At 64.9% G+C, this 15,569-nt stretch carries 12 protein-coding genes and 1 pseudogene; 5 read left to right on the plus strand and 8 right to left on the minus strand.

Translation table 11 applies throughout. The features are described 5' to 3' along the window. Positions 1–529: 529 nt before the first annotated feature. Positions 530–811 (minus strand): hypothetical protein, encoded by a 282-nt coding sequence (locus KBY88_RS11135; RefSeq protein WP_254940147.1) that lies wholly within the window; start codon positions 809–811, stop codon positions 530–532. Between the two features lie 54 nt (positions 812–865). Between KBY88_RS11135 and KBY88_RS11140 the strand changes: the two are divergent. Then, a pseudogene (locus KBY88_RS11140) lies at positions 866–2,488 on the plus strand (iron uptake porin). A 307-nt stretch (positions 2,489–2,795) separates the two neighbouring features. Then, positions 2,796–3,209, plus strand: a complete 414-nt coding sequence (locus tag KBY88_RS11145) for an Hsp20/alpha crystallin family protein (protein ID WP_254940011.1) — start codon at positions 2,796–2,798, stop codon at positions 3,207–3,209. 130 nt (positions 3,210–3,339) lie between these two features. On the opposite strand, the gene KBY88_RS11150 is transcribed toward KBY88_RS11145, so the two are convergent. The 6 genes from KBY88_RS11150 to KBY88_RS11175 all read right to left on the minus strand — a co-directional run bounded on the left by KBY88_RS11150 (position 3,340) and on the right by KBY88_RS11175 (position 9,928). Then, the gene (locus KBY88_RS11150) at positions 3,340–4,179 is read right to left on the minus strand and encodes a nitrate ABC transporter ATP-binding protein (protein ID WP_254940012.1); all 840 of its coding nucleotides are present in this window, start codon (positions 4,177–4,179) and stop codon (positions 3,340–3,342) included. Between the two features lie 68 nt (positions 4,180–4,247). After that, on the minus strand, positions 4,248–6,251 hold the full coding sequence (locus KBY88_RS11155) for an ABC transporter ATP-binding/substrate-binding protein (protein WP_254940013.1): 2,004 nt from the start codon (positions 6,249–6,251) through the stop codon (positions 4,248–4,250). 64 nt (positions 6,252–6,315) lie between these two features. Then, positions 6,316–7,149: a nitrate ABC transporter permease gene (ntrB, locus tag KBY88_RS11160; RefSeq protein WP_254940014.1), complete on the minus strand. Its 834-nt coding sequence runs from the start codon at positions 7,147–7,149 to the stop codon at positions 6,316–6,318. A 154-nt stretch (positions 7,150–7,303) separates the two neighbouring features. Continuing rightward, positions 7,304–8,641 carry a CmpA/NrtA family ABC transporter substrate-binding protein gene (locus KBY88_RS11165; RefSeq protein WP_254940015.1) on the minus strand — a complete coding sequence of 446 codons (1,338 nt, stop codon included), beginning with the start codon at positions 8,639–8,641 and terminating at the stop codon, positions 7,304–7,306. A 293-nt stretch (positions 8,642–8,934) separates the two neighbouring features. Then, a complete protein-coding gene (locus KBY88_RS11170; RefSeq protein ID WP_254940016.1) occupies positions 8,935–9,447 on the minus strand; it encodes a phosphate-starvation-inducible PsiE family protein in 513 nt (170 codons plus the stop codon). Positions 9,448–9,484: 37 nt separating this feature from the next. Then, positions 9,485–9,928 carry a Crp/Fnr family transcriptional regulator gene (locus KBY88_RS11175; RefSeq protein ID WP_254940017.1) on the minus strand — a complete coding sequence of 148 codons (444 nt, stop codon included), beginning with the start codon at positions 9,926–9,928 and terminating at the stop codon, positions 9,485–9,487. 334 nt (positions 9,929–10,262) lie between these two features. Between KBY88_RS11175 and KBY88_RS11180 the strand changes: the two genes are divergently transcribed. From KBY88_RS11180 to KBY88_RS11190, 3 genes are all read left to right on the plus strand, one after another. Next, the gene (locus KBY88_RS11180; protein ID WP_254940018.1) at positions 10,263–11,183 is read left to right on the plus strand and encodes a DUF6671 family protein; all 921 of its coding nucleotides are present in this window, start codon (positions 10,263–10,265) and stop codon (positions 11,181–11,183) included. A 119-nt stretch (positions 11,184–11,302) separates the two neighbouring features. Continuing rightward, positions 11,303–13,042 (plus strand): diflavin flavoprotein, encoded by a 1,740-nt coding sequence (locus KBY88_RS11185; protein ID WP_254940019.1) that lies wholly within the window; start codon positions 11,303–11,305, stop codon positions 13,040–13,042. After that, the gene (locus KBY88_RS11190; RefSeq protein WP_254940020.1) at positions 13,042–14,871 is read left to right on the plus strand and encodes a diflavin flavoprotein; all 1,830 of its coding nucleotides are present in this window, start codon (positions 13,042–13,044) and stop codon (positions 14,869–14,871) included. The genes KBY88_RS11185 and KBY88_RS11190 overlap by 1 nt, the downstream gene beginning before the upstream one ends. Here KBY88_RS11190 and KBY88_RS11195 read toward each other — a convergent pair. Beyond that, complete coding sequence (locus tag KBY88_RS11195; RefSeq protein WP_254940021.1) at positions 14,865–15,566, minus strand: hypothetical protein; 702 nt, start codon at positions 15,564–15,566, stop codon at positions 14,865–14,867. The two genes, KBY88_RS11190 and KBY88_RS11195, sit on opposite strands and share 7 nt — an antisense overlap. Positions 15,567–15,569 lie beyond the last annotated feature (3 nt).

Genomic DNA, 15,569 nt, shown 5'->3' on the forward strand with positions numbered 1-15,569 from the left:
AGCCACTTGTAAGCACTGCGGAGGCTGATCCCGGCTTCCGCCGCTAGGGTCTTGGGACGGCGGTGACACTCCGACCCTGGCGACCTCACACCCCCGTGTCAGCTGAGCAACGTGGTGGGGCGACACACTTAGTAGGGAATTACCGCAGCCAGAGCCGTGATGGCGACAGCCTAAGTGGAGGCTCATACAATGATTTTGCCAGCGTGAAATTGCATGACTGCATAAGAGAGCGCGCCCAAATCCTAAGCACGCTGCTTTGATGGCAAAGAGAACTCTGAATCACCAATCACCATCTAAAGCATCAGAAGAACTGGGACATCGGTCGAAATAGTAGCCATAAAGACCAACCAACTGAAAACCAAAGATCTTGTCTACTAGTCAAGCGCTCAGGGGTGACTCGACGATCTGAAAACGCATTCCGGGCATCTGGGTCTCGCGGAAACCGGGAGCCAAGCAGAACCCCCCTGGCCAGGCCCGACGTGGGTACGAGGAGAAGACGAACGACAAAATCGTTACAACCACAAGGAGATCAGACAATCTGATTCCGGCCATCAAATGGAGGCGAATCCGCCTCCATTTCGCCTAAATCAAGCCCAGAAACCGAGTCCAATGAGTCAGCAGATGCCAACAAAAGCGTCGCTGCGGCAGAGAGTCTTGTTGAGACGCCTTCCGGACTCAAACCAGGCCGCCGCCAGTCATCGGTGTATCGAATAGAACATCGTCCACGCAAATCCAATGCATCTTCTTGGCCCAGCTGATTAAGGACAATTCCAAGAGCATCACACATGCAGCAAAGGGTGATCGGCTCCATCGGTTTGCGTACCCAAACAGCGGCGCATCGCGCCAATTCTGTGTGAGGACTCCCATGAAACTCGTCCAGCAACTCCTGCTGGCCCCAGCAGCCCTGGGTCTTCTGGCCCCGATGGCTGCATCGGCCGCCGATTTCAACCTTGACGCCGTCAACAAGTACGCCGGCACCGAGGAACAAGTCACCAGCATCACCCAATTCTCCGACGTCCAGCCCACCTCCTGAGCCTATCAAGCACTTTCAAACTTGGTTGAGCGCTACGGCTGCGTCGCCGGCTATCCCAACAGCACCTTCAAGGGCTCTCAGCCCCTGACTCGCTGGGAAGCTGCTGCCCTGCTCAACGCCTGCCTTGATCGGATCACCGAAGTGACCGACGAACTCAAAAGGCTCATGGAGGAATTCAAGAAAGAACTCGCCGTGCTGCGCGGCCGCGTCGATGGCCTCGAAGCGAAGGTGGGTGAGCTGGAGGCCAATCAGTTCTCAACCACCACCAAGCTCCGTGGTGTAGCCACCTTCGTGGTCGGGGGCAACTCCTTCGGTGGCTCCAACAACCCCCTGGTCGAGTTCAACAAGGCCGCCCAGGGGGCCGTCACGTTCAACTACGACCTGCGCCTCGCCTTCGACACCAGCTTCAGCGGCAAGGATTTGCTCCGCACCGAGCTGAGGGCCGGCAACTTCCAGGTTTCCCGCTTCGGAGCAGGGACGACCGTCCTCAACCTCCTCTCCAACGCCTGGCAACAACCGCCAACCGCGGACACGGTAGCGATCAATCGCCTCTTGTATCAGTTCCCGATCGGCTCAGAGTTCACCGCCACCGTCGGCACAAAAGTCCGTCAGGACGACATGCTGGCCCTGTGGCCGACGGTGTGCTCATCCGATCCGATCCTGGCCTTCTTTGTCCACAACGGCACCTACTCCGTCAACCTCGGCTCCGGCGCCGGCCTGTGGTGGAAAAGAAACAACTTCTCGGTCAGCGCCAACTACGTCAGTGCGAACGGGAATCAGGGCAATCCCAACCTGGGAGGCATCGGCACCAGCGGATCGCAATCCACCGGTACGGTGCAACTGGCCTACACACAACCCCGCTGGGCGATCTCAACCGCCTACACTTACAGCCAGAGCCAGGGCCCCAACATGGGCACGTGGAACGGCGCTGTTCCACTGGTTGCACTCGGCGGTGGTGGTAACACCTCGCTCAAGACCAACGCTGTTTCCATCAACGGCTACTGGCAGCCTTCCACCACTGGCTGGACCCCCTCGATCAGCGCCGGATGGGGCTACATCAGCTACAGCTCCGACAGTTTTGATGGGGGCCCAGGCGTGGGTTCTTTCTCCGCCAACGGTCTCAAAAGTCAGTCGTGGTTCGTAGGCCTGAACGGGAAGGATGCGTTCGTCAAGGGCAACGAACTCGGTGCTGCCGTCGGCCAGGCACCGTTCATCACCAGTTATGGCGGTTACAGTGGTTGGGAAAACCAGTTCGGCGACACACCTCGCGACTCAAACTTCATCACGGAGCTCTGCTACAAATTCCAGATCACTGACAACATCAGCGTGACTCCAGCAGTTTTCTACATCAGCAATCTCAATGGACAGGGACAACAACCCACTGCCAACGTCGCCGGTCCCGGTCAGGGCTTAAACAACTTCGGAGCCCTGGTGAAGACCACCTTCAAGTTCTGAGTCTTGCCCCAGGCCACGGCCAGATTTTCACACACACAAACCGCTCGAGCCGTGGCGATCCGCCACGGCTTTTCTTCTGGGGCTGATGCAGACGTTGATCCAGCCAGGGGCCGCCTTCAGCCGCTGGTGGTGGATCTGAGGCGGATCGGGCGGTTGTTTCGACCGGACAGTGGGGGAGGCCGAACCGGTGGGGGGCACCGTACCGGGCCGGTCGGTTCTCCCCATCGATGTCCCCAGGGACCTTGGCCACAGTGTCGTCACGGGTGAAGCGTTCTCACCCCCAACCACTCCAACCCGAGGACAACCCATGCTGACCCTGCGCCAATCCCCCCTCGATCTTTTCGGTCGCCTGGAGCAACAGGTGCTCCAGGCCGAGCGGGTTCCCGCTGCCGAAATCCATGACAATGAGCAGGCTTACACGATCGTTCTGGAGCTCCCTGGCGTGGACAAGGGCTCCATCGACGTCAAGGCCACCGACCGATCCCTGGTGATCAGTGCTGAGCGCAAGTCCGAAACCTGCCTGCGCTCCGACGACGGCGCTGCCGAATCCAGCGGCCCCCTGCACAGCGAATTCCGCTATGGCACCTGGAGCCGCACCTTCCGCTTCCCTGGCGGCCTCGACAGGGAGCGCCTGGAGGCCCGCTACCGCGATGGCCTGCTCACCGTCACCGCCCCCAAGGCCCAGACCAGCACCACGGTGTCGGTGAAGGTGGAGGACTGAGGCGCCCAGGCGACGCCGGGATGGCCCCCGAGCCCACGAGACGGTTCAGTGTTAGGTCCCAGCCCCGGCTCTTGCCGGGGCTTTTTGCTGGGGGCTTGAGACTGGGCCGAGCCGATCTGAACCCGACGGCTCATTCGGTGTCGTCGTGGGCGAACCGGCTATAGAGGAAATCGAGCGCCCGGTTGCGCAGGTCGTAATAGAGGGGGTCCTCCATGATCTCCTCACGGTTGCGGGGCCGCGGGAAGCTGATCTCCATGATTTCGCCGATCTTCGCGGCCGGGCCGTTGGTCATCATCACCAGCCGATCGGCGAGGAACAGGGCCTCGTCGATGTCGTGGGTGATCATCAACACGGTGCACTTCTGGGTGTTCCAGATCGTGAGCAGCTCCTCCTGCAGTTCCTCCTTGGTGATCGCATCGAGGGCCCCGAAGGGTTCATCGAGGATCAGCACCTCCGGCCGGATCGCCAGGGCCCGGGCGATCGCCACCCGCTGCTTCATGCCGCCGGAGAGCTGCAGGATCTTCTTCTCGGCCGCCTCGGTGAGCCCGACCATCGCCAGGTGCTCCCGGGCAATCTCCTTCTTCTCCCGCTCGGGAAGATGCGGCTTCGCCGAATCGATCGCCAGATACACGTTTTCGTAGGCGGTGAACCAGGGCAGCAGCGCATACCCCTGGAACACCACCATGCGGTCGGGCCCCGGTCTGGTGATCGTGTTGCCATGCAACACCACCTGGCCCTCGCTAGGGGTGGCGAAGCCCGAGACCATGTTCAGCAGGGTGGACTTGCCGCAACCGGAGTGGCCGATCACGCACATGAACTCCCCCTGGTTCACGGCCATGTCGATGCCATCCAGCACCGTGTAGGGCCCCTTGGCCGTGGGGTACACCTTGCTGACGTTTTCGAAACGCAGGAACGCTTCGGTGGGCGGCGCGCCGAGGTCGGGCACGGGGGACTGGATCACGGCGGACATGGGAGGGATGCGGTGGAGAGAAACTGGACTGGAAACGAAGCCATCAAGGGGAGGTCCGCTGGCCGGCGTCAACGGCGACTGGGGGGCGCCAGGGGGATCTCGGCAACGCTGAAATCACGCTTGATCACCTGGGCATTGAGGTAACCAATCGGGTCATCGGCGTTGAAGGGGAGGCCGTCGAACAGGTCGATGCCCTGGCGCTGGTAGCTGACCGCCTCGAGCCCCAGTTCCCGGGCAGCGGTGCTGAACACCCCCACCTGGCAGACCCGCTCGAGGATCTCCACCCAGTTACGCGGCAGGGGGATCTCACCCCAGCGGGCCATCTGGGTCATCATCCAGAGGTGCTCAGTGCGGCTGGGACGGTTCAGGCCTTCGCCGAAGAAGAGGTGATGGGGCACGGCCGCCTCGCTCTCCGGGCCGGCCCGGTCAACGTCGGGGCTGCCCTCACTGAAGCGGATCAGCTCCGGCTTGATGCCGAGATAGCGGCGATCACTCAGCAGCTCGCTCAGCTCCGCCCAATGGGCCGGATCAGCGCAGTACTGGCAGGCCTCCAGCAAGGCCTTGGTGAGGGCGATGTGGGTGTTCGGGTAGGCCATCGCCCAGTCTTCACGCACGCCCAGCACCTTGCCGGGGTGGCCGGGCCAGATCGCCAGGTCGCCCGCCATCGCGATGCCATGGCCGTCGCGGATCGCCCGGTCCAGCCAGGGGGCGCCCACGCAATAGCCATCGATGCTGCCGTCCTTGAGGTCGGCGAGCATCTGGGCCGGCGGCAGGGCCTGCAGGTGCACGTCCTTGTCGGGATCGATGCCGTTGGCCGCCAGCCAGTAGCGCAGCAGCAGATTGTGCATCGAGGCCTCATGCACGATTCCCATCGTGTGGGGCTCGCGCTCATGGCTCTTGAGATAGGCGCGGTAGTCCTCCACGGTGTGCACGCCCTGCTCAGCCAGGCGGCGCCCCAGGGTGATGCCGTTGCCGTTGCGGCTCAAGGTGAGCGCCGAAACGATCGGCAGCGGCGCGCCCCCATGGCCGCCGGCCGTCATCCAGGTGGGCATGCCCGCAGGCATCAGCGAGGCGTCGAGGGTGCCATCCACCAGCCCATCGACAATGCCGCGCCAGGTGGGTTCGCGGATCAGCTGCACCTCGTCGAGGCCATGCTTGGCGAACAGGCCGTGGGCTTCGGCCACCGCCAGGGGCGCACTGGCGGCCAGGGGCAGGAAGCCCAGATCCAGGTTCACCTTCTCGAGGCCGTGGCGGGCCACCGTCTGGTGGGGCCGGGCCCGCCACTGCTTCACCCGCTTCTGGCGGTTGAGGAAGTAGATGATCTCCGAGCGCAGGCTGTAATAGCTGGGGTGGTGCACCACCTCCAGCCGCTGGCGTGGCCGGGGGATGTCCACCTCCAGGATGCCGCCGATCCCCGAGCCCGGGCCGTTGGTGAGCATCACGATGCGGTCGGAGAGCAGCACCGCCTCGTCCACGTCGTGGGTGACCATCACAGCGGTGAGTTCGTGCTCATTGCAGATCTGCATGAGCTTCTCCTGCAGGTTGCCCCGGGTGAGGGCGTCGAGGGCACCAAAGGGCTCGTCGAGCAGCAGCAGCTTGGGGCGGATCGCCAGGGCGCGCGCGATCGCCACCCGCTGGCGCATGCCACCGGAGAGCTGCTGGGGCAGCTTGGCCTCGGCGGGACCCAAGCCCACCATCTCGATGTGCTCCTGAACGATGGCGTTGCGCTCCTCCCTGGGGAGATCGCCCATCACTTCATCGACGGCCAGGCCGATGTTCTCGCGCACCGTGAGCCAGGGCAGCAGGGAATAGTTCTGAAACACCACCATCTTGTCGGGGCCGGGGCGCTTGACGGCTTCGCCGTCGAGCAGCACAACACCTTCGGTCGGAAGATCCAGACCGGCGATCATGTTCAGCAGGGTGGACTTGCCACAGCCGGAGTGACCTATCAGGGAGATGAACTCTCCCTTCGTGATCTCTAGATCGATACCCTTGAGGGCCAGGTAGGTGCCGCCGCCGCGCAAGTCGAAACTCTTGTCGATTGTGCGGACGTCAACCAGGGATGTCGTCATCGTTGGGGGTTGGCTCTGATGGGCCAAGGCAAAGGAACGGGGCGATCAAGAGGCGGGGTGGCGGTCACTGACCCGGGGAGATGCGGGTCTGCAGCCAGGCCATCAGGCGATCGAGCACCAGACCGATGGCACCGATCCAGATCACACCGAGCACGATCTCGCCCACGTAGTTCTGCTGGTAGGCGTCCCAGATGAAGAAGCCGATGCCAAGGGTGCCGGGCATCACGATCTCAGCGGCGATGATCGCCAGCCAGGCCAGGCCGATGGAGATGCGCAGGCCGGTGAAGATGTAAGGGAGAGCCGAAGGGATCAGCACCTTGGTGAAGAAGCGCCGGTTCGACATCTGCAGCACGAGGGCCACATTGCGGTAATCCTGGGGAATCTGGCGCACCCCTTCGGCGGTGTTGATCAGGATCGGCCAGATCGCGGTGATGAAGATCACGAAGATGGCCGCGGGCTGGTTCTTCTGGAAGAGCACCAGGGCGATCGGCACCCAGGCCAGGGGCGCCACCATGCGCAGGAACTGAAACAGGGGATCGAAAGCCCGGTTGATCGTGGGCTTCAGCCCGATGGTGATGCCCACGGCGATGCCCACCAGGGCGGCGAGGGTGTAGCCCTGGGCGACCCGGCCCAAACTGGCCATCGTCTGCCAGAACAGGCCCTTATCGAGGCCGCCCCGGTCATAGAAGGGGTAGAGGATCAGGTTGCGGGTGCGCTCCTCGGTGAACAAGCTGGTGGGCGCCGGCAGGGCGATCATTTTGGTGATCGAAAGGATCTGCCAGAGCAGCAGGAACCCACCGATGCCGAGCAGCGGCGGCAGCCAGCTGCCGGAGCTGCGGGTGAGCCATCCCAGGGGACTGGGGGTCGCACCCGGGCGGCGCGGTGAGGTGGGGACCATGAAAGGAAGACTCCGAAAAACGAGGAAGGGGAAGGGATTCGGTCCGCAGCGGCCGAGACCGGGCAGTGGACCTTAAGGGAATTGGAGCCGAAGTGACTCAGTGTCTTGAAAAACTCCAGGGGTTGGAAGCCCCTGGAGATGGATCAATCCAGACTCACTTCTTAATCTTCAGGCTGTCGAGATAGGCCTGGGGATTCTCCGGGTCATAGACGACGCCATCGAAGAAGGTTTCCTTGCCGCGGCTGGAGCCGGTGGGGATATCGGCGGCGGGTAGGCCCAGTTCCTTGGCCGCCTGGAGCCAGAGATCGTCGCGAACCGTTCTGTCGTTGATCGCCTTGGCCTGTTCGACCGAGTCGATCACCCCCGGATAGAACTTCCAGCGCATCGATTCGAGCAGGAACCACAGGGTCAGGCTCTTGTAGGGGTAGGAGATCACGCCCCGATCGCTGGCCCAGTAGAGCGGTCCCATGGCCGGGTCGGTCTCGGGCTTGCCGGCGGCACCCATCAGGTACTCACCCTTGAGCGACTGCTCCAGCACCGGCACCGGAATGTTGTACCACTTGCGGGAGCTGAGGATCTTGGCGGCTTCGGCCTTGTTCTCAGCCTTGTCGAGCCACTGCTGGGCTTCGATCACCCCCTTGAGCAGGGCCACGGCGGCCTTGGGGTGCTTGTCCACCCAGTCGGCCCGCACCGCCAGATACTCCTCAGGGTGCACCTTCCAGAGCTGGGCGGTGGTGGCCGCCAGGTAGCCCACCTTGTCCTTGACGATCCGGGAGGGCCAGGGGTCGCCGGTGGAGAAGGCCTGCATCGTGCCGTTCTTCATCCCCTGGAGGGTTTCAGTGGCGGGCACCGTGAGCAACTCCACCTGCTTGTCGGGGTCGACGCCGCCTGCCGCCAGCCAGTAACGGATCCAGATCTCCTGGTTGGCCTTCGGGAAGGTGTAGGAGGCCTTGAACTTGTTGCCCGTCTTCTGGGCAAAGGAATCGAAGAAGCCCGGGGAGGTCTTCTTGAGATCGACGCTGAGGTTGCCGTCCTTGACGGCGTTGGCGGCGGCGATGCCGTTGCCCTGGCTCATCAGCATCGCCAGCACGACCATCGGAACCTTCTTGCCATCGGTGATCGCGCCTTCACTGATCATCTGGGGCATCGGCATCTGCCACTGACCACCGTCGATGCCACCCCCGGCGGAGCCGAGTACCACGTTGTCGCGGGCGGAGGGCCAGCTGGCCTGCTTGGTGAGGTTCACATCCAGGCCATGCTTGGCGAAGAAGCCCTTCTCGACCGCCACCACCAAGGGCGCGGCCTCAAGGATGGGGATGAAGCCAAGACTGATCGTCTTGGTCTCCAGGCCCTTATCAGTTGCGGCCGAAGGAGCTGTCTTGTCGCCCCCACCGCCTGCGGTGTCTGGGGGATTGCCCAAGCACCCCCCCAGCATCACACTGCCGACCAGGGTTGCGCTCATGAGAGCAAGGAATTGACGACGCTTTGACATCGAATCAAGGGCAAAGGAAAGGAGCTGATCGACAACCTGTTGATCAGCGAGGGAATGTGAACGTTCAAAAAAGCTGGGGAAAATTCAGCCTGCCAATGGCAAAACCAGTGGCCGAATCAGGGGGCCCTAGGGATGGATCATGGGTCACCGTTGCGGCGGTCGAGAGAAGTTAATGGCTGGGCGAGCCGGTTGGGTGCTTTGGTAACGCAGGATCACCAATGGCAGCGATCAGCGCAGCCAATCAATCCCCGCCGCCGTCAAACGTCGACTTCGCCCACCCGCCTGTGGCCCGGTCAGTGCTCGCTCAAATGCCGCACCCGCGCTGACATCTTCCCCTCTGGGTCGACCCCGGCGAAGGTGGGCGGCAGCCAGACCCTGACCACCAGCAACACGGCCATGGCCATCAAAAAGGCGCAGACCGCCAGAATCTGACGCCAATCGGCTTCGAGCACGCCTTTGACGATCACCTCCCGCAGGGCCGAAACGATGGCAATCTCCACCGACACCCCGATCGACACCCGCTGCTCCTGCAAATAGATGATCAACAGGCGGAACAACTCCACCAGGATCAGGATGTAAAGGATGTCGGCCGTGACCTCATGGAATTGGGGCGCGGAAAGCAGGGCCATGAAGATCGAGCGCAGCTCCAGCACCATCACGCAGAAGAGCCCCATGCAGAGGCAGATGGCGATGAGGTCCTGAATCGACTCGAGGGCCTGAACGATCTGGACCCGCCTGAACTGCTGGTGCCAGGGCACCGCTGGGGCTGGGATGACCGGGGTCTCGGTCGTGGTGGCTTGGGTCATGGCGGTGGGTTAACGGGAGAAGAAGGGAAGAGAGTGGTCACAGGGTCCAGGGGTGTCCGTGGATTCCATGGGGAAGCAGCAGGTCGACCTCTCTTGTGGCCACGATCAGGCCCCTGGATTTGAAGCGGCTCAGGGCCTTGGTCACGCTCACCCGGGTCATGCCGGTGAGATCAGCCAGCGTGCGGTGGGTCAGGTTCATCTCCTGAAGGGACAAGACGGTGCCCTGGCTGTTGATGATCCCGAAGCGCGCTCCGATCCAGTGCAGCAGGTGAATCAACCTGGTATCAACAGGGCGAAGCCTGCCGATCCGGAGCAGGGTGATCGCCTGGGCCATCTGGTTGTTGAGGCAAACAGTCAGCTCCTCATTCGAGGGGCTGACTTCCTCGACGCTGACCCTGGTGAGGCAGACGATCTCGCTTGCTTCCCCCGCTAAATTCAGGGGGGCGATCAGGTCGCCGGGACCCGCCAACCCGATCGTCACCACATCACCCTCCGATGTCCAGGTGTTGGAACGGATGTAGCCATCAGCCAATCTCCAACAGAGATGGGAGGGGAGGAGGCTTGAGGGTTCCAGCGTAAGCTGAAGATTCTTTACATTTAGGCTGTTCATCATGGCCCATGGCAAGGGGAAAACACATCAAACGTTCGTATTCGTGTGGCGTCTCGCTGGGTGGTGGTGAACACTAAGGACTGGAGCGTGACCTTGGACTCAATCTGGCCACAGGATTCTTAATCCAGGCAATCAGCTCTCGTGATCGGATAACCTGTTCCCCCATTCCTCACACATTTGGGTTCACGAATCAGCCTCGAAGATGATGTCCACCGATCCCAATGATGGCGCTCCGAGCGTGAGTCCCGGGCAGGGAACTGATCCCTCGGGCCTGGGCTGGCTGGTCCGGGGTCGGCCCGTGAGCCTGGCCACCCGGCATGGCAAGGAGCGCGTGATCGCCAGGCCTTTTCGCAAGGGGCTGGGGTCTGAGCTGGTGCTGGCCACCAGCTTCGACACCGACAGCCTCGGCACCTTCAGCGGCGAGCGCCCTCGGCTGGAAGCGGCCGAAACCACCTGCCGCCTCAAGGCCGAAGCGGGGATGGCGGAAACCGGCCTGGATCTGGGCCTGGCCAGCGAAGGCAGCTTCGGGCCCCATCCGGCCCTCCCCTTCCTGCCCCTGGCAATCGAGTGGATGACCTGGGTGGATCAGGCGCAAGGCCAGGTGATCACCGAACGGCTGGTGGGTTGTCGCACCAACTTCAATCACTGCACCGCCGACGCCGGCAGCGACCTGGATCCATGGCTGGAGCGGATCGGCTTCCCGGCCCATGCCGTGATCGTGCGGCCCCATCAGAGCGACGCGCAACCCTTCCTGCGCAAGGGTCTCCAGGGCAGAGCCGAGCTGCGGGAGGCGATCGCCCTGGCCAGCCATGCCTCCACCGATGGCCTTGCCCTGGTCGAAACCGACATGCGCGCCCACCGCAATCCCACCCGGATGGCCTCGATCCGCCGCCTCGCCTTCCGGCTGGTGCGCCGGATCGCCACGCCCTGCCCGGCCTGCGGCGCTCCGGGCTGGGGGAAGGTGGATGTGGTGGCTGGTCTGCCCTGCGGGTGGTGCGGATCCCCCACCGAATGGATCCAGCACGAGCTCTTCGGTTGCCCCAGCTGCCCTCACACCGAGCCACGGCCGCGCTCTGACGGACTGACCCAGGCCGATCCCCAGCACTGCCCCTTCTGCAATCCCTGAGCGGCCCTTCCTATCGGAACCATTAGCGAGGCCAATGGCCGGAGGCCTTGCAGGGGCTGGAATGGGACCAAAGAAAACCGAGGGTCTTTCTAGAGTTCAGCCATCCGCAGGAGTTGTCGATGAGCGTTGCCACCGCCGCCCCCAGCCGCCTTTCGCTCCAGTGCGAAGCGATCGGGCCCGACACCACCACGATCCGCTCCCTCGACTGGGACCGCAGCCGCTTCGACATCGAATTCGGCCTGCGCAACGGCACCACCTACAACGCCTTCCTGGTCCGCGGCGAGCGCACCGCCCTGGTGGACACCAGCCACGCCAAATTCCGTGACACCTGGTTGCCGCTGTTGGCCGAGCAGATCGATCCGGCCACGATCGACCATCTGATTGTTTCGCACACCGAACCCGACCACTCGGGCCTGATCGGCGACCTGCTGGAGCTCAACCCAGAGATCGAAATCGTCGCCTCCAAGGTGGCGATCGCCTACCTGGCCGATCAGGTGCACCGGCCCTTCCGCAGCCGGGCGGTGAAGAGCGGCGAGGAGCTCGATCTGGGCACCAACCCCGAGAGCGGCGTGCAGCACCGCTTCGAATTTCTGAGCGCCCCGAACCTGCACTGGCCCGACACGATCTTCTCCTTCGACCACGGCACCGGCATCCTCTACACCTGCGACGCCTTCGGCCTGCACTACTGCGGCGATGACGTCTTCGACGTCGATCCCGGCGCCATCGCCCCCGATTTCCGCTTCTACTACGACTGCCTGATGGGCCCCAACGCCCGCAGCGTGCTGCAGGCCCTCAAGCGCATGGACGCCCTGCCGGAGATCACCACGATCGCCACCGGCCACGGCCCCCTGCTCAGGGAGCACCTGAACCTCTGGGTGGGCGACTACCGCGACTGGAGCAGCCAGCGCAGCGCCAATGAGACCTACGCGGCCGTCTGCTACATCAGCCAGTACGGCTTCTGCGACCGGCTCAGCCAGGCGATCGCCCGGGGCATCGGCAAGACCGAGGCCGAGGTGCAGCTGGTGGACCTGCGCGCCACCGATCCCCAGGAGCTGGCGGCCCTGGTGGGGGGTGCGGCGGCGGTGGTGGTGCCCACCTGGCCGATCAGCCCCGACGCCGACATCCAGCAGTCGATCGGCACCCTGCTGGCGGCCCTCAAGGCCAAGCAGTTCGTGGCCGTCTACGACGCCTACGGCGGCAACGATGAACCGATCGACAGCATCGCCACCCAGCTGCGGGGCCTGGGGCTCAAGGAGGCCTTCAGCCCCCTGCGGGTGCGCCAGGTGCCCGATGCCACCGACTACCAGCGCGGTGAGGAGGCCGGCACCGACCTGGGCCAGCTGCTCACCCGCGACAAGACGATCGCGGCGATGAAGAGCCTCGACGGCGACCTGGACAAGGCCCTGGGCCGGATCAGCGGCGGGCTCTACATCGTGACCGCCCAGCAGGAGGAGCGCAGCAGCGCCATGGTCGCCAGCTGGGTGAACCAGGCGAGCTTCGATCCGCCGGGGATCTCGATCGCCGTGGCCAAGGACCGGGCGATCGAGGCGCTGATGCAGGTGGGCGACCGCTTCGTGCTCAACATCCTGCGGGAGGACAACCACCAGGCCCTGCTGCGCCATTTCCTCAAGCGCTTCCCGCCGGGGGCCGACCGTTTCGCCGGTGTGGCGACCCTGGAGGGAGCCGCCGCCGGCGGGCCGGTGCTGAGCGAGGCCCTGGCGTTCCTGGGCTGCCGGGTGGTCCAGCGCATGGAGGGGCCCGACCACTGGATCATCTATGCCGAGGTGGAGGAGGGCACCGTGGCCGACAGTGAGGCCGCCACCGCCGTGCACCACCGCAAGGTGGGGAACCACTACTGATGGCCCTGATACCCACCGCGCCGGCCCCCGGCAGTGATCGCCGCGTGATCGTCCTTCCCGTTGATGACGGGTTGGCCTGCCTGCGCGGGCTCAGCCCGAAGCGGCTGCGCTTCGAGGTGGAGTACGGGCTGGAGCGCGGCACCAGCGCCAACAGCTTCCTGTTCAGCGCCGGAGCCAACAGCGCTGGCCAACCCGTGCCACCGGTGCTGGTGCACCCCCCCGGTGAATCCTTCGCCGCGCCGTTCCTCGAGCAGCTCTCGGCGCTGGTGCGCCCCGGCGCCGCCCTCAAGGTGGTGGTGGGCCACGTCAATCCCAACCGGGTGGGGCTGCTGCGCCTACTGGCCCAGCGCTGGCCCGAGCTGATGCTGGTGGCCTCGAACGCCGGCGCCCGGCTGGTGGAGGAGCTCTGGGAGCTGCGCAAGCCCAGCGCGGAAGGCGCCGCCCAGGAGCCTTTGCCGCCCCTGCCGCCGATCGATGTGGTCAAGCAGGAGGTGAGCCGCGATCTGGCCTCTGGCCACCGCCTCACCCTGATTCCCGTGCCCACGCCCCGCTGGCCCGGAGCCCTGGTGGCCTTCGAAGAACAAACCGGCCTGCTGCTCAGCGGCAAGTTCTTCGCCGCCCACCTCTGCAGCGAGGCCTTCGCCGAGGCCAACTCCAGCAGCACCGAAGAAGACCGGCGCTACTTCTACGACTGCCTGATGGCGCCGATGGCGCGCCAGGTGGAGTCGGTGGTGGACCGGCTCGAAGAGCTGCCGATCCGCACCATCGCCCCGGGCCATGGACCGGCGATCGAGCAGAGCTGGCGCAGCCTGCTGGCGGACTACCGTCGCTGGGGCACCAGCCAGGGGAAGGCCAAGCTGGCGGTGGCCCTCCTCTATGCCAGCGCCTACGGCAACACGGCCACCATCGCCGACGCCCTCGCCCAGGGGGTGTCGCGCGCGGGGGTGCGGGTGGAGAGCATCAACTGCGAGTTCGCCCCCACCGAGCAACTGCTGGCGGCGATCCGCGGCTGCGACGCAGTGCTGATCGGCTCCCCCACCCTCGGGGGCCATGCCCCCACCCCGATCGTTTCGGCCCTGGGCACCCTGCTGGCGGAGGGTGACCGCGACAAGCCCGTGGGGGTGTTCGGCAGTTTCGGCTGGAGCGGCGAGGCGATCGAGCTGCTCGAGAGCAAGCTGCGCGACGGCGGTTTCCGCTTCGCCTTCGAGCCGATCCGGATCAAGTTCAGCCCCGACGGCCCCACCCTCAGGCGCCTGGAGGAAACGGGCACCGGCCTGGCCCGGGAGCTGCTCAGGGGCCAGCGCAAGCAGCAGCTGCGCAGCGGTGGCCTCGGGGAAAGCCTCTCCAACCCGGCGCTGCTCGCCTTGGGCCGTGTGGTCGGGCCCCTCTGCGTGCTCACCGCCTCCAAAGGCGGCGGCCCAGAGCGGATCAGCGGCGCCATGGTGGCCAGCTGGGTGGCCCAGGCCAGCTTCTCGCCGCCGGGGCTGACCGTGGCGGTGGCCAAGGACCGGGCCGTGGAGGAGCTGATGCACGTGGGCAGCGTCTTCGCCCTCAACGTGCTGGCCGAAGGACGCTCCAGCGCACCGATGAAGCAGTTCCTGCAGCCCTTCCCCCCCGGCGCCGACCGCTTCGCGGGCCTGGAGCTGGAGGAGACCCCCGGCGGCCAACCGGTGCTGCCGGAGGCCCTGGCCTGGCTGGAGGCGCGCATCACCCAACGGATGGAATGCGGCGACCACTGGCTGGTCTACGCCCAGGTGAGCCACGGCGGCCTGCTCGATGGCAGCGCCACCCCGGCGGTGCACCAGCGCCGCAGCGGCGCCTTCTACTGAGCTCGAACCCTGGGAGGGGTGGTCGCTTGCACAGGGAACGGGGGCAGGGGGGAGCGGGCCCTGAGGAAGCAGGGGGCCCGGAACAGGCTGAGCTGATTGAAACGATGCACCCTGGGAGGGGAACCGGGGCGGCCGTAGCGCAGCACATAGAGCCCGTCGAACTCCATCGGGCCGATGGGTGCCATGGAGGCCCAGCCCAGCCCCCTGGCCAGCTCAGGCATCCGACGGTGCTCCCAGAACAGCACCACGGTGCCGCCCTGGTAGGCCGGTTCGCCCAGGATCTCCTGGCCATCGAGGAAGGAGTCATCGCGTGAGGACTGGGCGATCGAGATGTTGACGCCCGTGGCCACCCCGAGAGGCACGGCGCTCTGGTAGCTGCGGGCGTTCTTGCTGGTTTCTGGATTGAGGAAAAAGGTGCGGATGTGCGTGGGGCTGCCGAAACAGGCGGGGATCAGGCGCGCCAGGTTGATGGAGCGCAGAAAGCCGTTGACCGAGAGGTTGTAGTTGCCATCCCCGGCAGCCACCTTGTCGCCATGGCGCAGCAGGATCACCTGCCGGGGCGTGGCGGCGGTGGGCGGAGGCGCAGCGGTGCCGAGCAGCAGCACCAGGAGGCTCCAGCCCGCTGCCCTGAGGGCGACCAGAGGACGCCGGCGCTGGGGCGGCCGGCACAGGAACGGGGTTGGGCGAGGGGGCATGGG

This window comes from Cyanobium sp. Morenito 9A2 (assembly GCF_024345575.1).
GTDB lineage: Bacteria > Cyanobacteriota > Cyanobacteriia > PCC-6307 > Cyanobiaceae > ATX-6F1.